Source organism: Dokdonella sp., from assembly GCF_035511235.1.
Lineage (GTDB): Bacteria > Pseudomonadota > Gammaproteobacteria > Xanthomonadales > Rhodanobacteraceae > Dokdonella.
This window is the reverse complement of the sequence record NZ_DATKFQ010000025.1, coordinates 203160-225977: the sequence shown is the minus strand read 5'-3', so window position 1 is coordinate 225977 and position 22818 is coordinate 203160. Positions and strand designations below refer to the sequence as shown.

General features: G+C 69.8%; 17 protein-coding genes. 4 read left to right on the top strand and 13 right to left on the bottom strand.

Annotated features, from left to right (window positions below):
• Positions 1–9 precede the first annotated feature (9 nt).
• The 3 genes from VMR06_RS11790 to VMR06_RS11780 all read right to left on the bottom strand — a co-directional run bounded on the left by VMR06_RS11790 (position 10) and on the right by VMR06_RS11780 (position 5797).
• Positions 10–2553 (bottom strand): serine/threonine-protein kinase, encoded by a 2544-nt coding sequence (locus VMR06_RS11790; RefSeq protein ID WP_325376523.1) that lies wholly within the window; start codon positions 2551–2553, stop codon positions 10–12.
• An 80-nt stretch (positions 2554–2633) separates the two neighbouring features.
• On the bottom strand, positions 2634–4736 hold the full coding sequence (locus VMR06_RS11785) for a bifunctional (p)ppGpp synthetase/guanosine-3',5'-bis(diphosphate) 3'-pyrophosphohydrolase (protein ID WP_325376519.1): 2103 nt from the start codon (positions 4734–4736) through the stop codon (positions 2634–2636).
• Between the two features lie 110 nt (positions 4737–4846).
• Positions 4847–5797 (bottom strand): hypothetical protein, encoded by a 951-nt coding sequence (locus VMR06_RS11780; protein WP_325376515.1) that lies wholly within the window; start codon positions 5795–5797, stop codon positions 4847–4849.
• Between the two features lie 272 nt (positions 5798–6069).
• On the opposite strand from VMR06_RS11780, the gene VMR06_RS11775 reads away from it, so the two are divergent.
• Positions 6070–6543, top strand: a complete 474-nt coding sequence (locus VMR06_RS11775; protein ID WP_325376513.1) for a hypothetical protein — start codon at positions 6070–6072, stop codon at positions 6541–6543.
• A gap of 44 nt (positions 6544–6587) precedes the next feature.
• Here the strand turns inward: VMR06_RS11775 and hrpA are convergent, their stop codons facing one another.
• Positions 6588–10529, bottom strand: a complete 3942-nt coding sequence (hrpA, locus tag VMR06_RS11770; protein ID WP_325376509.1) for an ATP-dependent RNA helicase HrpA — start codon at positions 10527–10529, stop codon at positions 6588–6590.
• A 161-nt stretch (positions 10530–10690) separates the two neighbouring features.
• On the opposite strand from hrpA, the gene VMR06_RS11765 reads away from it, so the two are divergent.
• Complete coding sequence (locus VMR06_RS11765; protein ID WP_325376506.1) at positions 10691–11158, top strand: Dps family protein; 468 nt, start codon at positions 10691–10693, stop codon at positions 11156–11158.
• A gap of 82 nt (positions 11159–11240) precedes the next feature.
• Here VMR06_RS11765 and cyoE read toward each other — a convergent pair whose 3' ends face one another.
• Genes cyoE through VMR06_RS11745 form a run of 4 tightly spaced genes read right to left on the bottom strand, consistent with a single transcriptional unit; the run spans position 11241 to position 14602 of the window.
• A complete protein-coding gene (gene cyoE / locus VMR06_RS11760; RefSeq protein ID WP_325376503.1) occupies positions 11241–12149 on the bottom strand; it encodes a heme o synthase in 909 nt (302 codons plus the stop codon).
• Between the two features lie 14 nt (positions 12150–12163).
• Entirely contained in the window at positions 12164–13312 is a 1149-nt protein-coding gene (locus VMR06_RS11755) for a COX15/CtaA family protein (protein ID WP_325376500.1), read from the bottom strand.
• A gap of 1 nt (position 13313) precedes the next feature.
• Positions 13314–13886 carry a hypothetical protein gene (locus VMR06_RS11750; RefSeq protein WP_325376498.1) on the bottom strand — a complete coding sequence of 191 codons (573 nt, stop codon included), beginning with the start codon at positions 13884–13886 and terminating at the stop codon, positions 13314–13316.
• Positions 13883–14602: an SURF1 family protein gene (locus tag VMR06_RS11745; RefSeq protein ID WP_325376495.1), complete on the bottom strand. Its 720-nt coding sequence runs from the start codon at positions 14600–14602 to the stop codon at positions 13883–13885. The genes VMR06_RS11750 and VMR06_RS11745 overlap by 4 nt, the downstream gene beginning before the upstream one ends.
• Before the next feature lie 57 nt (positions 14603–14659).
• Between VMR06_RS11745 and VMR06_RS11740 the strand changes: the two genes are divergently transcribed.
• The gene (locus tag VMR06_RS11740; RefSeq protein ID WP_325376492.1) at positions 14660–14866 is read left to right on the top strand and encodes a twin transmembrane helix small protein; all 207 of its coding nucleotides are present in this window, start codon (positions 14660–14662) and stop codon (positions 14864–14866) included.
• A 49-nt stretch (positions 14867–14915) separates the two neighbouring features.
• On the opposite strand, the gene VMR06_RS11735 is transcribed toward VMR06_RS11740, so the two are convergent.
• The 5 genes from VMR06_RS11735 to coxB are packed head-to-tail and all read right to left on the bottom strand — an operon-like array spanning position 14916 to position 19137.
• Entirely contained in the window at positions 14916–15797 is an 882-nt protein-coding gene (locus VMR06_RS11735) for a cytochrome c oxidase subunit 3 (RefSeq protein ID WP_325376489.1), read from the bottom strand.
• Positions 15798–15823: 26 nt separating this feature from the next.
• On the bottom strand, positions 15824–16411 hold the full coding sequence (locus VMR06_RS11730; RefSeq protein ID WP_325376486.1) for a cytochrome c oxidase assembly protein: 588 nt from the start codon (positions 16409–16411) through the stop codon (positions 15824–15826).
• Positions 16408–16542 carry a hypothetical protein gene (locus VMR06_RS11725; protein WP_325376483.1) on the bottom strand — a complete coding sequence of 45 codons (135 nt, stop codon included), beginning with the start codon at positions 16540–16542 and terminating at the stop codon, positions 16408–16410. The genes VMR06_RS11730 and VMR06_RS11725 overlap by 4 nt, the downstream gene beginning before the upstream one ends.
• Before the next feature lie 55 nt (positions 16543–16597).
• On the bottom strand, positions 16598–18226 hold the full coding sequence (gene ctaD, locus VMR06_RS11720; protein WP_325376481.1) for a cytochrome c oxidase subunit I: 1629 nt from the start codon (positions 18224–18226) through the stop codon (positions 16598–16600).
• 41 nt (positions 18227–18267) lie between these two features.
• Positions 18268–19137, bottom strand: a complete 870-nt coding sequence (gene coxB, locus VMR06_RS11715) for a cytochrome c oxidase subunit II (protein ID WP_414648120.1) — start codon at positions 19135–19137, stop codon at positions 18268–18270.
• Between the two features lie 530 nt (positions 19138–19667).
• Here coxB and putA point away from each other — a divergent pair.
• A complete protein-coding gene (gene putA / locus VMR06_RS11710) occupies positions 19668–22817 on the top strand; it encodes a bifunctional proline dehydrogenase/L-glutamate gamma-semialdehyde dehydrogenase PutA (protein WP_325376477.1) in 3150 nt (1049 codons plus the stop codon).
• The last annotated feature ends 1 nt before the right edge of the window (position 22818 follow it).

Here is a 22818-nt window from a genome sequence, read left to right as displayed (position 1 = left end):
GGATGCCGCTCAGCTGCCGCCTTCGGGCACGCTGCGCAGGCGCGCCTCGAGCGGGCCGACGCGCGGGTCGGCGGGGCTCAGCTTGCGCACCGAGTCGAGCGCGCGCGTCGCGTCGGCGCGCCGTCCTTCGGCGATGCGCGCGGTGGCCTCGTCGATGAAGGCGTTGACGAGCTGGCCCTGCAGCGGTCCGATCGCCGGATCGGCCGGCGCGAGCTGGCGCAGCGCTTCCCATTCGTCCAGCGCTTGCGGCAGCTGGCCGACCTTCAGATGCTCGGCGAACAGCTCGCGCGCGCGCACCGGCAATACCGACAGGCCGCGCTGGGCGTCGGCGTTGTTGCGGTCGATCGCGAGCGCCGCGCGGTATTTGTCGTAGGCGCTGTTGCCGGGCGGCACCAGCAGCCGCCCCTGCGCTGCCGCCTCTTGGGCCTCCTCGATCAGCGTGCGGACGCGTTCGGCCGCCGCCGGCGTCAGCGGCGCCTGCGAGCTCTCGATCGCCAGACGTTCGCGCAGCTCGCGCAGCTGGCTGCGCACGCCGGCGGCCCCCGGCAGGCCCGGTGCGATGCGCACGGCTTCGGCGATCAGGCGTTCGGCGCGTTCGGTATTGCTGTCCTCGACTGCCGTCTGTGCCTGGGCGAGCAGGGCGGTGGCCGCGCGGCGCAGCCCGTCGCGGGCCTGGGCGTGGTCGGGCTGCACGGCGAGCACCGATTCGAACAGCGCGACCGCGCTGTCGGCATCGCCGACGATGCGCCCGGCGCGCAACTGGGCCTGGGCGCGCTGCACGCTGCGCTCGAGTTCGGCCTGAGCGGCATCGCGGGCCTGGGTCAATTGGGCCTGGAGTTCCGGCAGGCCCGCGTAGTCGGACGCGATCTCGCCGAGCTCGGTCATCCGCTGCGCCGCCGTGGAGAGATCGTGCTCGGCCAGCGCCGCGCGTGCTTGCGCCGCCAGCGCATCGGCGGACCTGCGCAGGCCGGCCATCGCCAGCGCATTGCCGGCATCGGCGGTCAGAATGCGCCGGTACAGCGTGCTCGAACCGTCGGTTCCGACGATGCGGCCGGCGTCGAGCGCGGCCTGCGCCTGGCCGAGCAGCACCTCGATCTCGGTGCCGCGCGACTCGATCTGGACCAGCCGTCGCTCGAGTTCCTCGATCGCGCTGCCGCCGCCGAGCAGTTCGCGCGCGGCCGAGATCGACTCGCGTGCGACGCCGAGGTCGCCGCGGCCGAGCGCGTCGCGCGCCCGGTCGAGCAGCCGGGCACCCACCTCGCGCAGGCCGTTGCGCGCGATGTCGTTGTCGGGCTCGCGCGAGCGTGCGCCTTCGAACAGCTCGCGGGCGCTGTCCGAGCTGCCGCTCAGACGCCCGGCCGCGAGCGCCTGCTGCGCTCGCGCCAGGGTGTCGTTGAGTTCGGTATCGGGCAGCAGCGTGCGCAGCCGGTCCTGGTAGCGCCAGGCACCGGCGCCGCCCGCTACGGCCAGTGCGACGACGACGGCCAGCGCGATCGGACCGCGGCGCCGTGCCGGACGGCGCGGCGGCGGCGTCGAGCCGCCGCGCGAGGAGCGGCCTGGTCCGTTGGCGACTGCGACGATGTCGTCGAAGCGGCCCATGCTCGGCTCGGCGCGCTGCCGGTCGACCGCCTCGGCCGGCGCGACCGCCGCGATGCCGGCGGTGGCCGGCAACGGCGAAACGCGCGTATCGGACCGCCGCGCCTGACGCCGTGACGCGCGCGGTTTGGCGTCGGGCAGTTCGGGCCATTCGCCGCTGGCGGCACGCTGCTCGATCGCGGCGATCGCCGCCGCCGTCTCGCGACCGCTCTGGAACCGCTGCTCCGGCTCCTTGGCGAGCAGCCCGTCGATCAGCGTCTGCAGCGGCGCGAGTGGTTCGGGCAGCTCCGGAACCGGCTGCGTGATGTGCATGATGCCGACGGCGAGGGAGTCGTCGGCGTGATAGGGCACGCGTCCGAGCAGCATCTCGTGCAGGACGATGCCGAGCGCGTACAGGTCCGAGCGTCCGTCGATCTGCCGTCCACGCGCCTGCTCAGGACTCATGTAGTGCGGCGTGCCGACGACCGCGCCGGTCTTGGTCATCCGCGTCACCGCGTCGCTGGCGCGGGCGATGCCGAAATCGGTCAGCACGCTCGAATCGTCGTCGCGCAGCAGGATGTTGTCGGGCTTCACGTCGCGGTGGACGAAGCCCTTCTCGTGCGCGTAGGCGAGCGCGCCGGCGATCTCGCGGATGATGCGCAGCGAGAACGACACCGGCCGCGGACGGCCGTCCTTGAGCAGGACCGGTCCGCCGGCCAGGTACTCCATCGCGATGTAGTGGTAGTCGCCGGCACGGCCGACGTCGTGCACGCCGACGACATGCCGGTGGTGCAGGCGTGCGGCGATCTTGGCCTCGCGCAGGAACCGCTCGCCGAAGTTCGGATCGATCAGCAGCGCCGGCGACATGACCTTCAGCGCGACTTCGCGATCGACCGATTCCTGGATCGCCAGATAGACCGTCGCCATGCCCCCACGGCCGAGTTGGCGCAACAGGCGGTAGCCGGGTATCTCGATCACGTGGGCATCATGTCCGCGGCGGTGGTCGGGTGCCCCCGGGCACCCCGTCTCGTCCGCGAAGCATAGCAGGGGGCCGCCGCTCAGACGATGCGGCGCGCCTCGATGACGTTGGGCAGCGCGAGCAGACGGTCGAGCACGTCGCTGAGCTGGCCGAAGTCGGCCACGCGCAGGCCCAGATTCATCTCGGCGATGCCGCGCGCCTGGTCGATGCGCGAGTGCACGCCGACCAGGTGGACATGCGTGGCCGCGATCGCGGCGGTGACGTCCTTGAGCAGTCCCTTGCGGTCGTAGCCGCGCAGCAGCACGTCGACCTCGTAGGACTGCGCGGACGATCCCCATTCCACCTCGATGAGGCGCGAGGCATCGCGCGCGCGCAGCCGCGCCAGCTGCGGGCAGTCGCTGCGGTGCACGCTGACCCCACGTCCGCGCGTGATGAAGCCGGCGATCGGATCGCCCGGCAACGGCTGGCAGCAGCGCGCCAGCACGGTCAGCAGATTGCCGACGCCTTCGACGACGAGACTGCCGCGCGGCGGCGCCTTGATCGCCGCGGGCGCCGGCGGTGGCGCGGCCGCGGGCGGCGCCGCCCGCTCGTGCAGCACGCGCGTGACCTGGCCGGGCGTGACGTCGCCGAGCGCGAGCGCCTCGTACAGCTCTTCCGCCGATCTGAGCTTGAACAACGCGGGGATCGTGTCGAGCTGCGCATGCGAGAGGCCGACGCGCCTGAGTTCGCGGTCCAGCAGGGCGCGGCCGGCTGCCACGTTCTGCGCGAGGTCGATCCGCTTGAACCAGGCGCGAACCTTCTCGCGTGCGCGATGCGTGGCCAGGAAGCCGTGATGCGCCGACAGCCAGTCGCGTCGCGGTTCGGCGGTCTTGCCGGTCAGGATCTCGATGCGGTCGCCGGTCTCGGGCCGGTGGTTCAACGGAACGATCCGGCCGTTGACCTTGGCGCCGCGGCAGCGGTGGCCGACATCGGTGTGCACGTGATATGCGAAGTCCAGCACCGTCGCGCCGCGCGGCAGGTCCTTGACCTCGCCCTTGGGCGTCAGCAGGTAGACGCGGTCGTCCATGATGTCGGTGCGGAAGCCCGCCATCAGCGCCGCATCGTCGTCGTGCTCGTCGCGACTCTCGAGCAGCTGGCGCATCCAGGCGATCTTGCGTTCGAAGCCGGCGTCGCCGCCGCCGCCTTCCTTGTAGCGCCAGTGCGCGGCCACGCCGAGCTCGGCCTGGGCGTGCATGTCGTGGGTTCGGATCTGCACCTCGAGCGGCCGGCCGCCGGGGCCGATCACCGCCGTGTGCAGCGACTGGTAGTGATTGCCCTTCGGATTGGCGATGTAGTCGTCGAACTCGCCCGGAATGAACGGCCACAGCGCGTGGACGCTGCCCAGCGCGAGGTAGCAGGTCGGCACGTCGGCGACCAGCACGCGCAGCGCGCGCACGTCGTAGAGCTCCGAGAACGCCAGCCCCTTGCGCTGCATCTTGCGCCAGATCGAGTAGATGTGTTTCGGACGGCCGGAGATCTGCGCGCGGATCCCGGCCTGCGCGAGCGAGGCCTCGAGCTGCCGGCGCGCCTGTTCGATCCAGCTCTCGCGATCGCCGCGCCGCTCGTCGAGCAGCTGCGCGATGCGCTTGTAGGTGTCGGGCTGCAGGTAGCGGAACGCCAGATCCTCCAGCTCCCACTTCAGCTGCCAGATGCCGAGGCGGTTGGCCAGCGGTGCGTGGATGTCGAACGTCAGCTGCGCGAGCGCGTCGCGTTGCGGTCCGGGCCAGCCGGCCGCCTGCTGCAGGCGCGCGGCCTGGCGCGCCAGCAGGATGAAGACCACGCGAAGATCGCGAATGATCGCCAGCAGCAGCCGGCGCAGGCCCTCGGCGCTCGAACGCGCCGTGCCTGCGTGCAGGATCCAGATCTTCTCGGCCGCCTGCTGGCCCTCGAGCAGCTCGCGCACCGTCGCCGGGAACGAGGCGAGCTCGTCCCCGAGTGCGATCCCGGCCTGAGCCGCGGCATGCAGGATGCAGGCGGCGAGCGCATCGGGCCCGACCTCGAGCTGTTCGAGCCGCGACAGCGTAGCGGCCAGTTCCGCGCCGCCGTCGAGCTGCCAGCGCGCGCTCGCGGCAGGGTCCGCCGCGAGCGCGGCTTCGAGCAGCCGAGCCGCGCGCGCGGCCTCACCCGTCAGCGAACGGGCCATCGGCAACGCGGGATCGAAGGCGGATTTCACGGTGCGATGACGGCGAAACGAAAAGAGCGCCCCCGAGGGCGCTCTTCTTCGAAGCGAGACCTGGAGGCAGGTGGCGCCGCTTACTGGGGCGGCAGGCTGAAGACGACGTTGTCGCCGACGTAGCGATCGGCTTTCGGAACGCGCGGATCGATGAACGCGGCCGCCCCTGCCAGCGGCTCGGCGCCCAGCGGCTGCGAGCCCTGGATCACCCGATGGACGATGACGTAACGGCGCTTGGGAGCGCTGTCCAGATAATACGAGATCTCGATGTTGCCGCTGGTCGCCTGTGCCGAGGGACAGAGCGCCCGCAGATCGAGGTTGCCGGCGGGAATCTGGTCGAGCTCACAGGTCCAGGCGGTATTGCCGAGCCGCGTGGCGTCATAGGCGTCGCGAACGCGCAGGTTCACGTTCGGACTGGTGCTGTTGATGCGATTCTCGCCGTAGACCTCGAACATGTACATGTACACCCAAAGGCCGCCGCTGACGTAGGTCTGCGTCAGCATCCTCGGTGCATAGCCGCCGGTCGACGTCAGGCCGCTCACGGATGCCAGCACGTTTTCGTTCGCGCCGTAGGGATTGGCGGGCAGCTGGAACTCGAACGTGTCGTAGAACAGGCCGCCCTGGAACGGCGTGACCGGCCAGCCCTGGGTGGTGGCGACATGGCACACGAGCGACGATGGGGCGCTGAAGCCGCCGTTGTTGATGCGAATCTGGTTACCGCCGACACCGTACGTGAACGTGCCGATGTCCTTCGCGGTCGGCAGTGCCCAGCCGCCGTATTCGGGCGTGAGCGCGATCGTCGAGAACTGGGGAGTCTGATTGGGTGCCAGCGGATTGGCGCAGAGAATGAAACCCTGGGTGGGAACACGCAGCTCGACGCCACCGCCCCCGAACGCATAGCTCATGCCGGGCGCCGTGATCGACATCGGCGGGAGATCCCTGATGAGGACCGAGGTTTGCGCGCCGGCGGCTGCGGGTGCCAGCACTGCAGCAAGAAGGAGGAAGCTGGTTGCGGACTTCGATGAGAACATTGAGGCGGATCTCTGCGGGAGCGGGACACAAGTGCATGCACACAGGCCTCACGGCGTCGTCCGTGACGGCGCGAACGACGGGACAGTCCGATACGACCCTTTCCCCTGTTCACACGCGACACCCGTCGTGCGGGCGCGCGATCACGCCATGCTACACTTGCGCTGAAGGCAATTGTAACGCCTTGTTTTGCTTGCTGCATCTGTTAAGTTCGCATTAGAGCGTGATCACCTCCGCCATTTTCCCATTCCGGCCTCACCGTCGACCGATAACCATGCGTCCAATCCGCCTAGCTCTGTGTCTGGCTCTCGCTGCCTCTGCCGCCTCCGTCGCTGCCCAGTCCGAGTTCTCCTCCCTCGAGGAGCGCATGACCCAGGGTGATTTCACCGCCGCCGGTCTCGACAAGCTGTCCCCTGAAGAGCTGAAGTTCCTGAACGAATGGCTGCGCCGCCAGGGGGCCAGCGTGCCGTCGACCGTCGTCGGCAAGCCGTCCGCGTCGCGCTATTTCTATCCGGAAGGCGGCCAGCGCGAGACCGTCAGCAGCCGCATCGAGGGCGAGTTCACCGGCTGGCGCGGCAATACGGTGTTCAAGCTCGAAAACGGCCAGGAGTGGCAGCAGGTCCAGACCGGCCTGAACGACATCTCGCTGCCGTCGCCGGCCGTGAAAATCCAGCCGATGATGTTCGGCAGCTGGCTGATGGAAGTGGAAGGCTGCGACTGCCGCCTGCGCGTGCGGCGCATCCGCTGACGGTTCCTGCGTTCTCGACGGCGGCCGGGTAAGCGGCCGCCGCCTCACGGCAGGGCCGCGACGACCTTGGCGAGCCGCTTCGGCGATACCGGTTCGGGCGTCTTCAGTTCCTGCGCGAACACCGACACGCGCAGTTCCTCGACCAGCCAGCGCAGCTCCTCGAGCGCGTCCGTATCGACGCCGCTGGCGCGGCGCTTGAGGTACTCGCGCCAGTACAGCTGCACGCCGAGCATCTTGGCCTGATCGCGCGCCGGATCCTGGCGCAGCCGCTCGGCGCGCAGCCGCATCGCCTGCAGGTAGCGCGGATAGTGCTGCAGACGCGCCGGCGCGACCTCGCGCAGGAAGCCCGGAAACACCAGCTCGGCCAGCTGTTCGCGCAGGTCGTCGTAGTTGGCGCGCGCGAAACCGATGATCGGCGGCTCGAGCCAGGGGGCCAGCGCGGCGTACGCTTCGATGATCGTCTCGGCGCGCGCGAGACCCTGCACGGCGGCGCGGAACAGTGCCTGGGCGATGCCGGCCTTGAGCCGTTCGTAGCCGCCGCGGTCGCGCACGTCGAGGTCGCTGCCGGCCAGCAGGCCGTTCAGCGCAGCCTCGACGAGGTCGCCGCGCAGCGTCTCGGCGCTGCCGAGCGGTGCCCATTTCAGCGCGGTCTTGCCGTTCAGCGGCAGCTGCCGCCGCGCCTGCTTGATCTCGGCGGCCAGGCCGCGCCGCAACAGGCGCTCGACACCGCGACGGTGTTCGGTCAGCGCTTCGTCGCGGTGCTCGAAGACGCGCAGCGCGACGCTCTCGCCGAGATCGACCAGGGCCGGAAACGCCTGGAGTCCGGACGGCGATGCGACCTGCTCGGGTATCGTCTCGAAGTCGAAATCGGCGACGTCCTCGCGCGTCAATTCGGCGTCGGCCTGCTGTGAGAACGCGCTGCGCGCGGCCTGGCTCCACTGGGCCCGGATCGCGGTCAGATCGCGGCCCTCTGCCAGCGTGCGGCCGTCGGCGTCGTAGACCCGCAATCTCATCGTCAGATGCGCCGGCAGCTCGATTCCGGCGAAGGCGGCCGGCCCGATCTCGACGCCGGTGACGCGGCGCAGATACGCCGCCAGCACGACCAGCAGCGGTTGGTCGCGCGGGCTTTCGGCTTCGACGAACGCGCGCGCGAAGTCGGGTGCCGGTACGAAGTTGCGCCGCAATGCCTTGGGCAGGCCGCGGATCAGCTCGGTGACCTTCTCGGCGAGCAGGCCCGGCACCAGCCATTCCATGGCTGCGGTCGGCAGCGCGTTGACGAGGGCCAGCGGCACGTTGAGCGTGATGCCGTCGGCCGGATCGCCCGGCACGAAGCGGTAGTCGTAGCGCAGCGCATGGCCGGCCAGCTCCATCCGGGCCGGAAAATCGCGCGCAGACGATCCGCCCGCGCCGGTCAACACATCGGCCAGCGACCAGCGCAGCGCGGCCTGCTCGGCCGGCGCGGCACGGCGATACCAGGCATCGAGCGCGGCCGTGGTGTGGATGTCGCCGGGCAGCTTGCCGGCGAAGAACGCGGCCAGTTCGTCCTCGGACCGGATCAGGCCGGAGCGGCGCTGCTTGGCTTCGATATCGCGTGCTTCGGCCAGGACGCGGGCATTGGCGCGCACGAAGTCCGCGCGTGCGTCGAGCTCACCGCGGACCAGTGCCTCGCGCACGAAGATCGCATGGGCCAGTTCCGTATCGCGCGCGCCGAACTGCACGATCCGCTTCTCGACCAGGGTCAGGCCGAACAGCGTGACCTGCTCGTAGGCGAGCACGGCGCCGCGCTTGCGCGACCAGTGCGCGTCGCGCCAGCTGCGCCGGACCAGATGGGCCGCCTGCTGCTCGATCCAGGCCGGCTCGATCCGTGCGCAGCTCATCGCGTAGATCTTGCCGATGTCCAGGATCTGCCCGGCCAGCAGCCATTGCGGCGGCGACTTGGCGAGCGCCGATCCCGGGAAGATCGCGAATCTGCGTTCGCGCGTGCCGCGATACTGGCCGCGCTCGTCCTTGAGGCCGACCTGGGTCGGCCAGCCCGACAGCAGGCTGCGATGGATCGCCTCGTAGGCTTCCGGGGGGGCTGGCGCCGTTGCGCCTTCGGCCGCGGCGACGGCGGTATTCGCACCGCTCGCCTCCTTCATGTTTGTCGCGGCGGCCGCGCCGGACCGGCGCGAGCGCGGCGGCCGGCCGTCGAGCGCCCAGTCCAAATTGCCGGCGACGACCAGCAGCTGACGGTGCAGCTCGCGCCATTCGCGCATGCGCAGGAACGACAGGAAGTGTTCGGCGCACCAGTCGCGCAGTCTGGACTGCGTCAGCGCCTCGTGAGCCGCGCTGTAGGCGGTCCACAGCTTCAGGACGCCGAGGAAGTCGGACTTGGGCTCGACGAAGCGTGCGTGCGCGGCGTCGGCCTGCTGGCGCGCGTCGGCCGGGCGTTCGCGCGGATCCTGGATGCTCAGGAACGACACCAGGATCAGCAGCTCGCGCAGCACGCCCTGGCCGCGCGCCTCGAGCAGCATGCGCCCGAGCGCGACGTCCACCGGAATCCGCGCCAGCGCCTTGCCGATGCCGGTCAGGCGGCGCTGCTCGTCGATCGCGCCGAGCTCGGCGAGATGGCGATAGCCGTCGCCGATTGCGCGGTCGGCCGGCGGCTGGACGAATGGAAACTCAGCGACGTCGCCGAGTTTGAGGTCGAGCATGCGCAGGATCACGCCGGCCAGCGAGGTGCGCAGGATCTCCGGATCGGTGTAGCGCGGTCGGGCCGCGTAGTCCTCTTCGGCGTAGAGGCGATAGCAGATGCCCGGGCCGACGCGGCCGCAGCGGCCCTTGCGCTGGTCGGCGGCGGCCTGAGAGATCGGCTCGATGTGCAGGCGCTCGAGCTGCGTACGCGCACCGTAGCGCTTGACGCGCGCGGTGCCGGTGTCGACGACGTAGCGGATGCGCGGAACCGTCAGCGAGGTCTCGGCGACGTTGGTCGCGAGCACGATGCGGCGCTGCGCGCCTGGACGGAACACGCGATCCTGCTCCTGCGCGGACAGGCGCGCATACAGCGCGGCGACCTCGGTCGCGCGGTACTTGCGGCGCGAGATCGCCAGGTGCGCGTCGCGGATCTCGCGCTCGCCCGGCAGGAACACCAGGATGTCGCCGCGCGGATCCTCGGCGGTGATCTCGTCGATCGCCAGCGCGACCTGCTCGGCCGTGCTCGCCTCGCCGCGCTCGGGCGGCGGGCGCCAGCGCACCTCGACCGGATACGCGCGTCCCTCGACGTCGACCACCGGCGCGCCGCCGAAGTGCTCGGCGAAGCGCGCCGTGTCGATCGTCGCCGAGGTGACGATCAGCTTGAGGTCGGGCCGCCGCGTCAGCAGGCGCTTGAGGTAGCCGAGCAGGAAGTCGATGTTGAGGCTGCGCTCGTGCGCCTCGTCGAGGATCAGCGTGTCGTACGCGCCGAGCCAGGGGTCGGACTGGGTCTCGGCGAGCAGGATGCCGTCGGTCATGAACTTGACCAGCGCCTGGTCGGAGGTCTGGTCGGTGAACCGGACCTGGAAGCCGACCAGGGCGCCGATCTCGCTGCCGAGCTCGGCGGCGACGCGCCGCGCCACCGTGCGCGCGGCGATCCGGCGCGGCTGCGTGCAGCCGATCAGGCCGGCGCTGCCGCGGCCGGCGGCCAGGCACAGTTTCGGCAGCTGCGTGGTCTTGCCCGAGCCGGTCTCGCCGGCGAGCACGATGACCTGATGACGGCGGATCAGATCGACGATCGCATCGGCGCGGGCCGCGATCGGCAGGCTCTCGTCGACGTGGATCGGCGGCAGGCGCGCGGCCCGCTCGGCCACCTGCGTGCGCGAGGCGGCCGCGGCCTCGATCAGGGCCGCCACGGCCTGTCCGGGCGCACCCTCGCGCTGGGCGGCCAGCTTGCGCCAGCGGCCGATCAGCCGGCCGCGGTCGCGCGTCCGCACGCCGTCCAGCAGCAGCTCGAGAGAGGGCAGGTCGTTCATGGGGTCTCTTGGGGCCTTTCCGCACGCCGGCCCGCGACGGGCGGCGCGGCGAACCGGCAATGATAGCGGCGCTCGATGAGCGCGATCCAACGCGTCGATTTCCCTTGCCCGGGTGACCGGTTCACAATGCGCCGGCTTCTTCCCCCGACACGGAGACGGTGATGGCCATCGATATCGGTATCGACCAGAAAGATCGCAAGAAGATCGCCGACGGCTTGTCCAAGCTGCTGGCGGACACCTACACGCTGTATCTCAAGACGCACAGCTTCCACTGGAACATCACCGGCTCGATGTTCAACAGCCTGCACACGATGTTCGAGACCCAGTACAACGAGTTGTGGAGCGCGGCCGACGTGATCGCCGAGCGCATCCGCTCGCTGGATTTCCCGGCGCCGGGTTCGTACTCGCAGTTCGTCAAGCTCTCGGCGATCAAGGAAGAGCCGGGCGTGCCGGACTGGCGCGGCATGGTCGAGCAGCTCGTCGACGGTCACGAGACCGCGGCGCGGACCGGACGCACGGTCTTCAAGCTGGCCGACAAGGCCGACGATCAGCCGACCGCGGACCTGGTCACGCAGCGGCTCGAGGCGCACGAGAAGACCGCCTGGATGCTGCGTTCGCTGCTGAAGTGAGCTTTCGACCGCCGCCGGGCCCGGCGTCCGGCGGCGGCCGTTGCACCTCGGCGCGAAGCCTCGAGTGCGCCGCCGCGGCCGCTCAGCCGGCCGGCTCGAAGCGCAGACCGCCGGTCATCGCGACCGGTGCGTCGATGTAGTGGTCGGCCAGCAGGAACGCGAACAGCACCATCAGATAGACGATCGAGTAGTTGAACACCTTCATCGCGAAGAACTCGTCCGGCGGATCGAGCAGGACGATCGCGTGCCACAGGAAGCCGGCGCCGAGCACCAGCGCGCCGCCGAGATAGAACACGCCGCTCATGCCGGTCAGATACGGCAGTACCGTGACCAGGACCAGCAGGATCGTGTAGGCCAGCACGTGCCAGCGCGTGTAGGTGACGCCGTGCGTGACCGGCAGCATCGGCACCTGCGCGCGCGAGTAGTCCTCGCGCCGGAAGATCGCCAGCGCCCAGAAGTGCGGCGGCGTCCAGATGAAGATGATCAGGAACAGCAGCAAGGCATACGGATGCACCTCGCCGGTGACCGCGGCCCAGCCGAGCACCGGCGGTGCCGCGCCGGCAGCGCCGCCGATCACGATGTTCTGCGGCGTGGCGCGCTTCAGATAGGCCGTGTAGACGATCGCATAGCCGATCAGCGAGGCGAACGTCAGCGCCGCGGTGAGCGGATTGACCAAGCCGATCAGGATCGCCATCGACGCGGCGCCGAGCGCGATCGCGAAGGCCAGGACCTGCACCGGCGACAGCGCGCCGGTCGCCAGCGGGCGGTGCGCGGTACGCACCATCAGCCGGTCGATGCGCTGGTCGATCAGATGGTTGATCGCCGCCGCCGAGGCGGCCGCGAGCCAGATGCCGATGAAGCCGGCGACCGACTGGCGCAGCGGCGGCAGACCGGGCACGGCCAGGAACATGCCGATGATCGCGGTGAACACGATCAGCGCGACGACGCGCGGCTTGGTCAGTTCCAGGTACTGGCGGGCGAGACTGGCCATGCGATCCGGATCGGTCAGAGGGGGCGGGGCGGCGCCGCCGGCAGCGGCAGCTGGGTGCGCACCAGCAGCGCCAGCAGCGCCAGCAGCAGCAGCGCGGCGACGCCATTGTGCGCGGTCGCGACCGCCAGCGGCAGGTCGAGCAGGACGTTGCCGATGCCGAGGCTGACCTGCAGGCACAGCAGCGCGCCGATCACCAGGCCGAGTCCGCGCCGGCCGCGCCGGATCGCCAGCCAGGCCAGCGCGCCGACGTGGCCGAACACGATCAGCGCGCCGATGCGGTGCGTCATCTGGATCGCCGTGCGGGCCGGTCCGTCGAGGATGCCGCCTTCGTAGTTGACGCCGATGCCGCGCCACAGCACGAAGCCTTCGCCGAAGTCCATCGGCGGCCACCAGCGGCCCTGGCAGGTCGGGAAGTCCAGGCCGCACGAGAGCGCGGCATAGTTCGCGCTGACCCAGCCGCCGAGCGCGATCTGCGCGGCGAGCAGCACCAGGCCGACCACGACCATCGGCTGCAGCCGGCGCAGCGCGGCCGTCGGCGCGGCCGTCCACGACAGGCGCAGCGCGACGTAGGCGATCAGCACCAGAGTCAGCAGGCCGCCGAGCAGGTGCGCCATCACGATCACCGGCTTGAGCAGCCAGGTGACCGTCCACATGCCGAGCATCGCCTGGAAGACGATGACCGAGAACGCGACGATCGCCACGCGCCATGGCGCGGGCCGTTCGATCCGCCAGGCAGCCAGCAGCGGCAGGATCATCGCGATCGCCGCGAGCGATCCGGACAGCCCGGCGTGGCCGAGCATGTACGCGCGCACCGCGCAGGCGGCCGCCAGCGCGGCGACGCCGAGCGCGCCGACCCAGGTCCAGCGCCGCCAGGCGGCGGCGGTCGCGATGCCGAGCACGAGCAGGCCGAGCGTGCCGGCGATCATGCGGTGCACCTGCTCGCGCCAGGCGCGGTGGGTCTCGACCGGCCGGTCGAAGTTGGCATTGGCGTGCGCGATCTCGTGCTCGTGGCCGGGCCAGGTCGCCTTGCCGTAGCAGGTCGGCCAGTCCGGGCAGGACAGGCCGGCATTGGACAGGCGCACGAACGCGCCGAACACGATCACGCCGAGCGCGAACACGGTGGCGATCCAGGCGAGGCGGCGGAGCACGGTGGTGGCGGACATGTCAGTGCCGGGAGCGGATCAGGCGGGAGAGGTCCTTGCGCAGGCCGGTGCCGTCGTAGCCGGCGCGATAGCGCAGCGCATAGAAGCCGGAAGGATCGACCAGAGCGGCCGCCAGATCGTCGGCGCCGGGTCTGATCTCGGCGAACAGCGCATCGGCGTCGTGGCCGGCGATCATCGGCGCGAGCGCGGCGAGCTGCTCGGACGACAGCGCCGTGTCGAGCACGACCAGGCGCAGGCGCTGGGCGTTCTGGTTCAGCGTCAGACGCGCGCGGCGCAGTTCGTCCAGGCGCTGCAGGCAGCGTTGCGCGCAGCCGGGACCCGGCACCGCCAGCAGCGTCCAGTGCTCGAGCTCGGGATCCTTCCAGGCCAGCGTGCTGCCGTCGGCGAGCACGATCGGATGCGCGCTGATGTCGCGCGCCGGCGTCAGCAGCTCGCCGTGGTTGCGCGTATGCGACGGCTTCCAGCCGGACAGGAACAACGCGTAGGAACCGACCACCGGAATCACGAACAGCGCGGTGATCAGCGTCAGCGCGAGGCGTTTGCGGCGTTTGGCGGTCTGGACGGACAGGTTCATGAGGGATTCTTGCGCCAATGCAGAACGAGAAAGATCACGATCGCCGCGGCCGCGAACGAGAACCATTGGAACGCGTAGCCGCGATGGCGCTCGGGCGGCATCAGCTCCGGCGTCCAGACCCGCTCGAACCCGCTGGCCGGATCGGGGTCGAGCAGCAGCACGCGATCGTCGACGCGCCGCCCGATGTCGGCGGCGATCTCGGCGGTATCGAGGTAGATCGTCGTCTTCGGCCAGGTCGTCTGCTTCGGCAGCGCATTGCCGCCGAGCCGCAAACCGCTGCCGGGAGGCGGAGCGTACAGGCCCGACAGCTCGATCGGGCCGTCGGCGAGCGGCGGAACCTCGATCCGGCGGCTGTCGCGGCGCGGCAGAAAGCCGCGGTTGACCAGCAGGGCCGGGCCGCCTTCGCGCGGCTCGAAGACGCCGTAGACGACCACGCCGGTCCGCCGATCGCGGATCTGATCGTCGAGCAGATAGGCGTGCTCCGCATCGAAACGGCCTTCGACGCGCACGTGCGGAAAATGCCGCGCATCGGCCTGCCGGCGCGCTTGGGCCAGATCGACCGGCGCGATCTGCGCCGTACGCGCGAACGCGGCGAGCAGCTGTTCCTTTTCCGCGCCGCGGCGCAGCTGCCACAGGCCCAGCGACACGAAAGCGGCCGTGCCGAGCGCCGTGAGGATCACGGCGAAGGCGCCGGGACGGTGCCAGCGCCGCGTCACGGCCGGACTATACTGGCGTCGATGGGGGGCAGCGGCTGCCCCGTGGAAACCCTAGACATGCTTTTTGCCAAGATCGTGATCGTGGTCGCCCTGGCGGCGATCCTGTGGAACCTCGGCGCCGGCCTGTACTACATGATGACCGACCGCAGCGGCAGCGACCGCGTCGTCAAGGCGCTGACGCGGCGCATCGCCCTCTCGGTCGGCCTGATCGTCGTCGTGGCGATCCTGATCCTGACCGGCGTCATCCAGCCTCACGGCATCTGACGATCGAAAGCCGGCCGCGTCGAGCGACGCCGCCGGCCGTTCGCGCTTCTTACAGCACGTAGACGAACAGGAACAGGCCCAGCCAGACCACGTCGACGAAGTGCCAGTACCAGGCCACCGCCTCGAACGCGAAATGGTTGTCGCGCGTGAAGTGGCCCTTGGCGCAGCGGAACCACATCACCGTCAGCATGATCGCGCCGAGCGTGACGTGCATGCCGTGGAAGCCGGTCAGCATGAAGAACGTCGAGCCGTAGACGCCGCTGCCGAGCGTGAGGTTGAGGTGCTGATAGGCCTCGATGTACTCGTGGGCCTGGTAGTACAGGAACACGCCGCCGAGCAGGATCGTCGCGGCCAGCCAGACCAGCAGGGCGGTGCGGTGGCCGGCGCGCAGCGCGTGATGCGCCAGCGTGATCGTCACGCCCGAGGCCAGCAGCAGCATCGTGTTCAGCAGCGGCAGGCCCCAGGCCGGGATCGTCTCGAACGTGCCGCCGATGTTGCCGGGGCCGTTGGTCGGCCAGGCCGCGGTATAGCCTTCCCAGATGAACTGGTTGGTCAGCGCGCCGTGGCCCTCGCCGCCGATCCACGGCACCGACAGCATGCGCGCATAGAACAGCGCACCGAAGAACGCCGCGAAGAACATGATCTCCGAGAAGATGAACCACATCATCCCCATGCGGAACGAGATGTCGACCTGCTTGTTGTAGAAGCCCGACAGCGATTCGCGGATGACCGCGCCGAACCAGCCGAAGAACAGCACGACGAAGACCGCGATGCCCGCGAACATCAGCGGACGGCCCATCAGCCCGGTCGAATCGTTGATCCAGTTGGCGGCGCCGACCGCGGTCATCAGCATCGCGGCCGATCCGACCAGCGGCCAGATGCTGTGATGCGGGACGTAGTACTGCTCTTGGCTGGTAGCTGCTTCGGACATGGTGAGGCCTCTCGAGGATCCGCTCGTCAACCCGCGTGGGGCGGCGCGCCGACGGTTTCCGCGACCCGGCGGGTCGCGTCGGTGTTTTCGTAGAACGTGTAGGACAAGGTCAGCTCGGTGACGTCGCGCGGCAGCGCCGGGTCGACGATGAATCGCACTGGCATCCGCCGCGACTCTCCGGCCGCGAGCAGCTGCTCGGTGAAGCAGAAGCACTCGGTCTTGTTGAAGAACGCCGAGGCTGTGTTCGGCGCGATGCTCGGTACGGCGTTGCCGACGATGGCCCCGTCCGAGGTGTTGGCCGCGTCGAACCAGACCTCGGTCAGCTCGCCCGGATGCACGTCGATCCGCGTCACTTCCGGCGCGAACGTCCACGGCAGCTTGCTGTTGACGCTGGCGAGGAACTGGACCCGCACGCTGCGGCTGGTGTCGACGCTGGCCGCGGCGAGCGCCCGTCCGGTGACCGGTCCGTCCTCGAGCTTGATGCCGAGCACCTGCTCGCAGGCGATGCGGTACAGCGGAATCATCGCGAAGCCGAACAGGAACGCGCACGCGCACACCATCAGCGTGATGCGGACCACGCCGCGGGCGTCGCGGGTCGGAGCGGCGGCGTTCATCGGGCGAGCAGGGCCTTGAGCAGGATGCCGGCGTAGACCAGCGCCGCCGCGCCGCCGACCAGCCAGGCGGTGCGGCGCGCCTTGCGGCGGGCTGCTTCGCTGACGTCGTGCGGCTGTCGGATCGGAGTCACGGTGCTACCTCGGTCGTTCGGACGGGCGGCCGGCGCCGGCCGGCCGCCCATCGCGTCAATGCGAAACGTCGTCGTGCGCCAGCATGCCCGGCTTGAGCACCGGCGGCACCGAGAAGGTGTGGTGCGGTGCCGGCGAGGGCACTTCCCACTCCAGACCCCTGGCGCCTTCCCAGACGCGAGCCGGAGCCTTGACCTTCGAGAAGAACGCGCAGTGCACGACCACGCCGAGGAAGATCAGCTGCGACAGGCCGAACCAGAAGCCGCCGATCGAGGAGATCATGTTGAAGTCCGCGAACGCGACGTTGTAGTCCGGGATGCGGCGCGGCATGCCGGCCAGACCCAGGAAGTGCTGCGGGAAGAACAGCACGTTGACCGAGATCACGCTCGACCAGAAGTGGATCTTGCCCCAGCGCTCGCTGTACATGTGGCCGGTCCACTTCGGCAGCCAGTAGTAGGTGGCGGCCATGATCGAGAACACCGCGCCGGTCACCAGCACGTAGTGGAAGTGGGCGACGACGAAGTAGGTGTCGTGGTACTGGAAGTCGGCCGGCACGATCGCCAGCATGACGCCCGAGAAGCCGCCGATCGTGAACAGGATGACGAAGCCGATCGCGAACAGCATCGGCGTCTCGAACGTCATCGAGCCTTCCCACATCGTGCTGACCCAGTTGAACACCTTCACGCCGGTCGGAATCGCGATCAGCATCGTGGCGTACATGAAGAACAGCTCGCCGCCGAGTGGCATGCCCACCGTGAACATGTGGTGGGCCCAGACGATGAACGACAGGAACGCGATCGAGGCCGTCGCGTAGACCATCGCCTGGTAGCCGAACAGCGGCTTGCGCGCGAAGGTCGGGATGATCTCGCTGACGATGCCGAACGCCGGCAGGATCATGATGTAGACCTCGGGGTGCCCGAAGAACCAGAAGATGTGCTGAAACATCACCGGGTCGCCGCCGCCGGCCGCGTTGAAGAAGCTGGTGCCGAAGTACTTGTCGGTCAGCAGCATCGTGACCGCACCGGCCAGCACCGGCATCACCGCGATCAGCAGGAACGCGGTGATCAGCCAGGTCCAGACGAAGACCGGCATCTTCAGCAGGTCCATGCCCGGCGCGCGCATGTTGAGGATCGTCGCGATGATGTTGATCGCGCCCATGATCGAGCTGATGCCGGCGACGTGGATCGCCAGGATCGAGAAGGCGATGCCGTTGCCGCCCTGCAGCGACAGCGGCGGATACAGCGTCCAGCCGCCCTGCGGGCCGCCGCCCGGCATGAACAGCGTCGACAGCAGCAGGCCGAACGCGACCGGCAGCAGCCAGAACGACCAGTTGTTCATGCGCGGCAGCGCCATGTCGGGCGCGCCGACCATCAGCGGGATCATCCAGTTGCCGAGGCCGACGAAGGCCGGCATGACCGCGCCGAAGATCATGACCAGGGCGTGTACCGAGGTCATCTCGTTGAAGAAGTCCGGTTCGACCAGCTGCATGCCCGGCTGGAACAGCTCGGCGCGGATGATCATCGCCATCGCGCCGCCGATGAAGAACATCAGCAGCGAGAAGATCAGATACAGCGTGCCGATGTCCTTGTGGTTGGTCGAGAAGCACCAACGGGCGATGAAGCCCTGCGGCTTGTGATCGTGATGGTCGTCGTGAGCGACGTGATCGTGGGTGGCTGCGTGCGCCATGGCCTTGAAACCTCTCGACTCTTGAATCCGGTTGGTGCGCCTCAGCCCTGCGTCTGCGACGCGGGGGCGGCGGTCTGGGCGGTGCCGCTGGCGGCGGCCTTGGCCGCCTGCTGCTCGGCGAGCCAGCGTTCGAACTCGTCCTTGGGCAGCGCCTTGACGACGATCGGCATGAAGCCGTGATCCTTGCCGCACAGCTCGGCGCACTGGCCGCGATAGGTACCCGGCTGGTTGATGCTGGCCCAGGCGCTGGTGACCATGCCCGGGATCGCGTCCTGCTTCCAGCCCAGGACCGGCACCCACCAGGAGTGGATGACGTCGTCGGCGGTGATCACGAAGCGGACCTTGACGCCGACCGGCAGCACCAGCGGATTGTCGACGTCGAGCAGATAGGTCGATTCGTTGCCGACCTTGACGCTCTTGGGATCCAGGCCCGATCCGACCTGGCGCACGAGGTTGGAATCGGCGTGCAGGGTCGACATGAAGCCGATGTCCGGATTCTGCTCGTAGTAGTCGACGTACTCGTAGCGCCACTTCCACTGGTAGCCGGTGATCTTCACCGTCATGTCCGAGCCGTCGGTCTGCGCCATGTCGACCAGCAGCCGCGTCGCCGGCCAGGCCATCACGATCAGGATGACGATCGGCGTGACCGTCCAGATCACCTCGAGCTTGGTGCTGTGGTTCCAGGTGGCCGGCACCGCGCCCTTGGATTTGCGGAAGCGCAGCATCGCGTAGATCATCGCGCCGAACACGACGACGCCGATGGCGACGCAGACCCAGAGGCTGATCATGTGCATCGTGTGCACGCGCTCGGAGGTCGGCGTGACGCCCTTGGTCAGGTTGAGCTGCCAGGGCTCGGGGTTCGCGAGCGCCGCCACCGGTGCCAGGCTCAGAGCCGCCAGGCTTGTCGTCACGTAAGCGCGCCGCAGGCGCGCAATCCAGACTGAAATCATCGCCACCATCCCGATCGAGAACTAGTGATCGCCGCGGCGGATGATCGGCCGCCGGCGGGTCGCCAACCGTATTCGCGGGTCGTGTCCGACCGGATCGGTTGCGCACTGGCGCGGCCGGCGCCGCCGCGACAAAGCCTTCAGGCCCTGTCCGCGCAACCGCCCCACGTCCCCGATGCACGGCCCGCGAAACCCATGCATGATAGTGGACCCCTTGCGAGCCGGGCAAGGACGCAGATCGCGCACAGGCGCTACCTCTGCGTCAATCGGCCGCAGCCTGCGACGGCGGCGCGGACCGCCGCCGCGCTGCGGGAGCGCCGCTCCGGTCGACCCGACCCGATGCCCGCCGCCGGCACGGTCCGGTGGCGCGACCGGTCGCCGCCTTGGTCGTGGTGTGTCCCGGCGCGCGGACACGATCTAGACTATGCGGCTGCCGCACGCATGCCGGCCGCCGTCGGCGGCCCAATCCGCACATCTTGTCCGAGAGCGCCGCCTTGAGCGAAATCCTCACTCCCGAACTGCCCGGCGCGGCCGAACCGGCCCGCGCGCGCATCACCGCCGCCTGGACCCGCGACGAGACCGACGCCGTCAACGAGCTGCTGGCCCAGGCCAGCCTGCCGCCGGCCGAGCGCGAACTGGTGCTCGCCAAGGCCTCGGAACTGGTCGCGCGCGTGCGCGCCAAGGCCTCGAACCAGAGCGCGGTGGAATCGTTCATGCGCGAATACGACCTCTCCAGCGAAGAGGGCGTGCTGCTGATGTGCGTGGCCGAGGCGCTGCTGCGCATCCCCGATGCCGAGACCGCCGACAAGCTGATCCGCGACAAGCTCGGCGAGGCCGACTGGAAGAAGCACGTCGGCGCCAGCGAGTCGCTGTTCGTCAACGCCTCGACCTGGGGCCTGATGCTGACCGGCCGCCTGGTCGGCCTGGCCGAGGAGACGCGCAGCAACTTCACCGGCGCGCTCAAGCGCCTGGTCGGCCGTGCCGGCGAGCCGGTGGTGCGGCTGGCGGTGCGCCAGGCGATGCGCATCATGGGCCACCAGTTCGTGATGGGCCGTACCATCGAGGAGGCCCAGGACCGCGCCGAGCACAAGGACAACCGCGCCTACCGCTATTCCTACGACATGCTCGGCGAGGCCGCGCTGACCCAGGCCGATGCGGACCGCTACCTGCAGGCGTATCGCGACGCGATCACCGCGCTCGGCCGGCGCGGGCCTTGGCCGGACGTGCTCGACGCGCCGTCGATCTCGGTCAAGCTGTCGGCGATCCATCCGCGCTACGACGTCGCCAACCGCGCCCGCGTGCACGCCGAGCTGACGCCGCGCGTGCTCGAGCTGGCGCAGCTGGCCAAGTCCCAGGCGATCGGCATGACCGTCGACGCCGAAGAAGCCGATCGGCTCGAGCTGTCGCTGGACGTGATCGGCGCGGTGTTCGCCGACCCTTCGCTGGCCGGCTGGAACGGATTCGGTCTGGCGGTGCAGGCCTACCAGAAGCGCGCGCCGCTGGTCATCGACTGGCTCGCCGAGACCGCGCGCAAGGCCGGGCGGCGCTGGTGCGTGCGCCTGGTCAAGGGCGCGTACTGGGACTCGGAGGTCAAGCGCGCGCAGGAGCAGGGCCTGGCCGGCTATCCGGTCTACACGCGCAAGCCGAACACCGACGTGTCGTACCTGGCCTGTGCGCGCCAGATGTTCGAGGCCGGCGCCGACCTGATCTATCCGCAGTTCGCGACGCATAACGCGCACACGATCGCGGCGATCCACCACGTCGCGCGCGGCCGTCCGTACGAGCACCAGCGCCTGCACGGCATGGGTGCCGATCTCTACGCCGAGGTCATCGGTCCCGGCAACCTCGGCGTGCCGTGCCGCGTCTACGCGCCGGTCGGCAGCCACGAGGACCTGCTGCCGTATCTGGTCCGGCGCCTGCTCGAGAACGGCGCCAATACCAGTTTCGTCAACCGCGTCGTCGACGAGGACGTCTCGATCCGCGACCTGGTCGCCGATCCCTGCGAGCTCGTGCGCCACTTCGACAGCAAGCCCCACCCGCGCATCCCCCAGCCGATCGCTCTGTTCGGCGAACAACGGAAGAATTCCATGGGCGTCAACTTCGCCAACGACCTCGAACTGCGCGCGCTGGCCGACAGCGTCAACGCCGCGCTCCGCCCCTGGATCGCCGGCCCGCTGGTGCCGGGCGCCGCGACCGCCGAGCCGGCCAAGCCGGTCACCGATCCGTCCGACCGCCGCCGCGCGATCGGCGAGTACCGCCCGGCCGACGCCGCGACGATCGAGAAGGCGCTGGCCAATGCGGTCGCCGCGCAACCGGCCTGGGACGCGCTGCCGGCCGCCAGCCGCGCCAAGATCCTCGAGCACGCGGCCGACCTGCTCGAGTCGCGCCGCGCCGAGTTCATCGCGATGGCGGTGCGCGAGGCCGGCAAGACCTTGCCCGCGGCCGTTTCCGAGGTGCGCGAAGCGGCCGACTTCCTGCGCTACTACGCGGCGATGGCGCGCAAGCTGTTCGGCCAGCCCGAGATCCTGCCGGGCCCGACCGGCGAATCGAATCAGCTGTTCCTGCACGGGCGCGGCGTGTTCGTCTGCATCAGTCCGTGGAATTTCCCGCTGGCGATCTTCATGGGCCAGGTCGTCGCCGCGCTGGCCGCCGGCAATGCCGTGCTGGCCAAGCCGGCCGAGCAGACCACGCTGATCGGCTACGCGGCGACACGCCTGCTGCACGAGGCCGGCGTGCCCGAGGACGTGCTGCAGTTCGTGCCGGGCAAGGGCTCGGCGATCGGCAAGCTGCTGCTGACGCGGCCGGAAGTGGCCGGCGTGTGCTTCACCGGTTCGACCGAGACCGCCTGGACGATCAATCGCACGCTGGCCGCGCGCGACGCCTCGATCGCCGCGCTGATCGCCGAGACCGGCGGCCAGAACGCGCTGATCGCCGACTCCTCGGCGCTGCCCGAGCAGCTGGTCAAGGACGTCGTCGCCTCGGCCTTCGATTCGGCCGGTCAGCGTTGCTCGGCGGCACGGATCCTGTTCGTGCAGGACGACATCGCCGACAAGGTCAAGACGATGCTCGCCGGCGCGATGCAGGAACTCAGCGTCGGCGATCCGGGCCTGCTCTCGACCGACGTCGGCCCGGTCATCGACGAAGCCTCGCGCGAGACGCTGGCCGCGCACGCCGAGCGCATGGACCGCGAGGCGAAGAAGATCGCCGAGGTCAGGCTCGGCGCCAGCACCGCGCACGGCACGTTCTTCGCGCCGCGTGCCTACGAGCTGCCGTCGCTGGACCTGCTGCAGCGCGAGGTGTTCGGCCCGATCCTGCACGTGGTGCGCTGGAAGGCCGGCGAGCTCGACCAGGTGATCGACGCGATCAACGCGACCGGCTACGGCCTGACGCTCGGCATCCACAGCCGCATCGACGACACGATCGACCACATCGTGCGCCGCGCTAAGGTCGGCAACTGCTACGTCAACCGCAACCAGATCGGCGCGGTGGTCGGCGTGCAGCCGTTCGGCGGCGAGCAGCTCTCGGGCACCGGCCCGAAGGCCGGCGGACCGCACTATCTGCTGCGTTTCGCGACCGAGCGCACGCTGACCGTCAACACCACCGCCGCCGGCGGCAACGCCTCGCTGCTGACGCTCGACGAGTGAG

Excerpts from the sequence above, each read along its gene's own strand:
- VMR06_RS11785 (WP_325376519.1), bottom strand. The coding sequence starts at position 4,736 with ATGGCCCGTTCGCTGACGGGTGAGGCCGCGCGCGCGGCTCGGCTGCTC.
- VMR06_RS11780 (WP_325376515.1), bottom strand. The coding sequence starts at position 5,797 with ATGTTCTCATCGAAGTCCGCAACCAGCTTCCTCCTTCTTGCTGCAGTG.
- VMR06_RS11775 (WP_325376513.1), top strand. The coding sequence starts at position 6,070 with ATGCGTCCAATCCGCCTAGCTCTGTGTCTGGCTCTCGCTGCCTCTGCC.
- hrpA (WP_325376509.1), bottom strand. The coding sequence starts at position 10,529 with ATGAACGACCTGCCCTCTCTCGAGCTGCTGCTGGACGGCGTGCGGACG.
- VMR06_RS11765 (WP_325376506.1), top strand. The coding sequence starts at position 10,691 with ATGGCCATCGATATCGGTATCGACCAGAAAGATCGCAAGAAGATCGCC.
- cyoE (WP_325376503.1), bottom strand. The coding sequence starts at position 12,149 with ATGGCCAGTCTCGCCCGCCAGTACCTGGAACTGACCAAGCCGCGCGTC.
- VMR06_RS11755 (WP_325376500.1), bottom strand. The coding sequence starts at position 13,312 with ATGTCCGCCACCACCGTGCTCCGCCGCCTCGCCTGGATCGCCACCGTG.
- VMR06_RS11750 (WP_325376498.1), bottom strand. The coding sequence starts at position 13,886 with ATGAACCTGTCCGTCCAGACCGCCAAACGCCGCAAACGCCTCGCGCTG.
- VMR06_RS11740 (WP_325376492.1), top strand. The coding sequence starts at position 14,660 with ATGCTTTTTGCCAAGATCGTGATCGTGGTCGCCCTGGCGGCGATCCTG.
- VMR06_RS11735 (WP_325376489.1), bottom strand. The coding sequence starts at position 15,797 with ATGTCCGAAGCAGCTACCAGCCAAGAGCAGTACTACGTCCCGCATCAC.
- VMR06_RS11730 (WP_325376486.1), bottom strand. The coding sequence starts at position 16,411 with ATGAACGCCGCCGCTCCGACCCGCGACGCCCGCGGCGTGGTCCGCATC.
- ctaD (WP_325376481.1), bottom strand. The coding sequence starts at position 18,226 with ATGGCGCACGCAGCCACCCACGATCACGTCGCTCACGACGACCATCAC.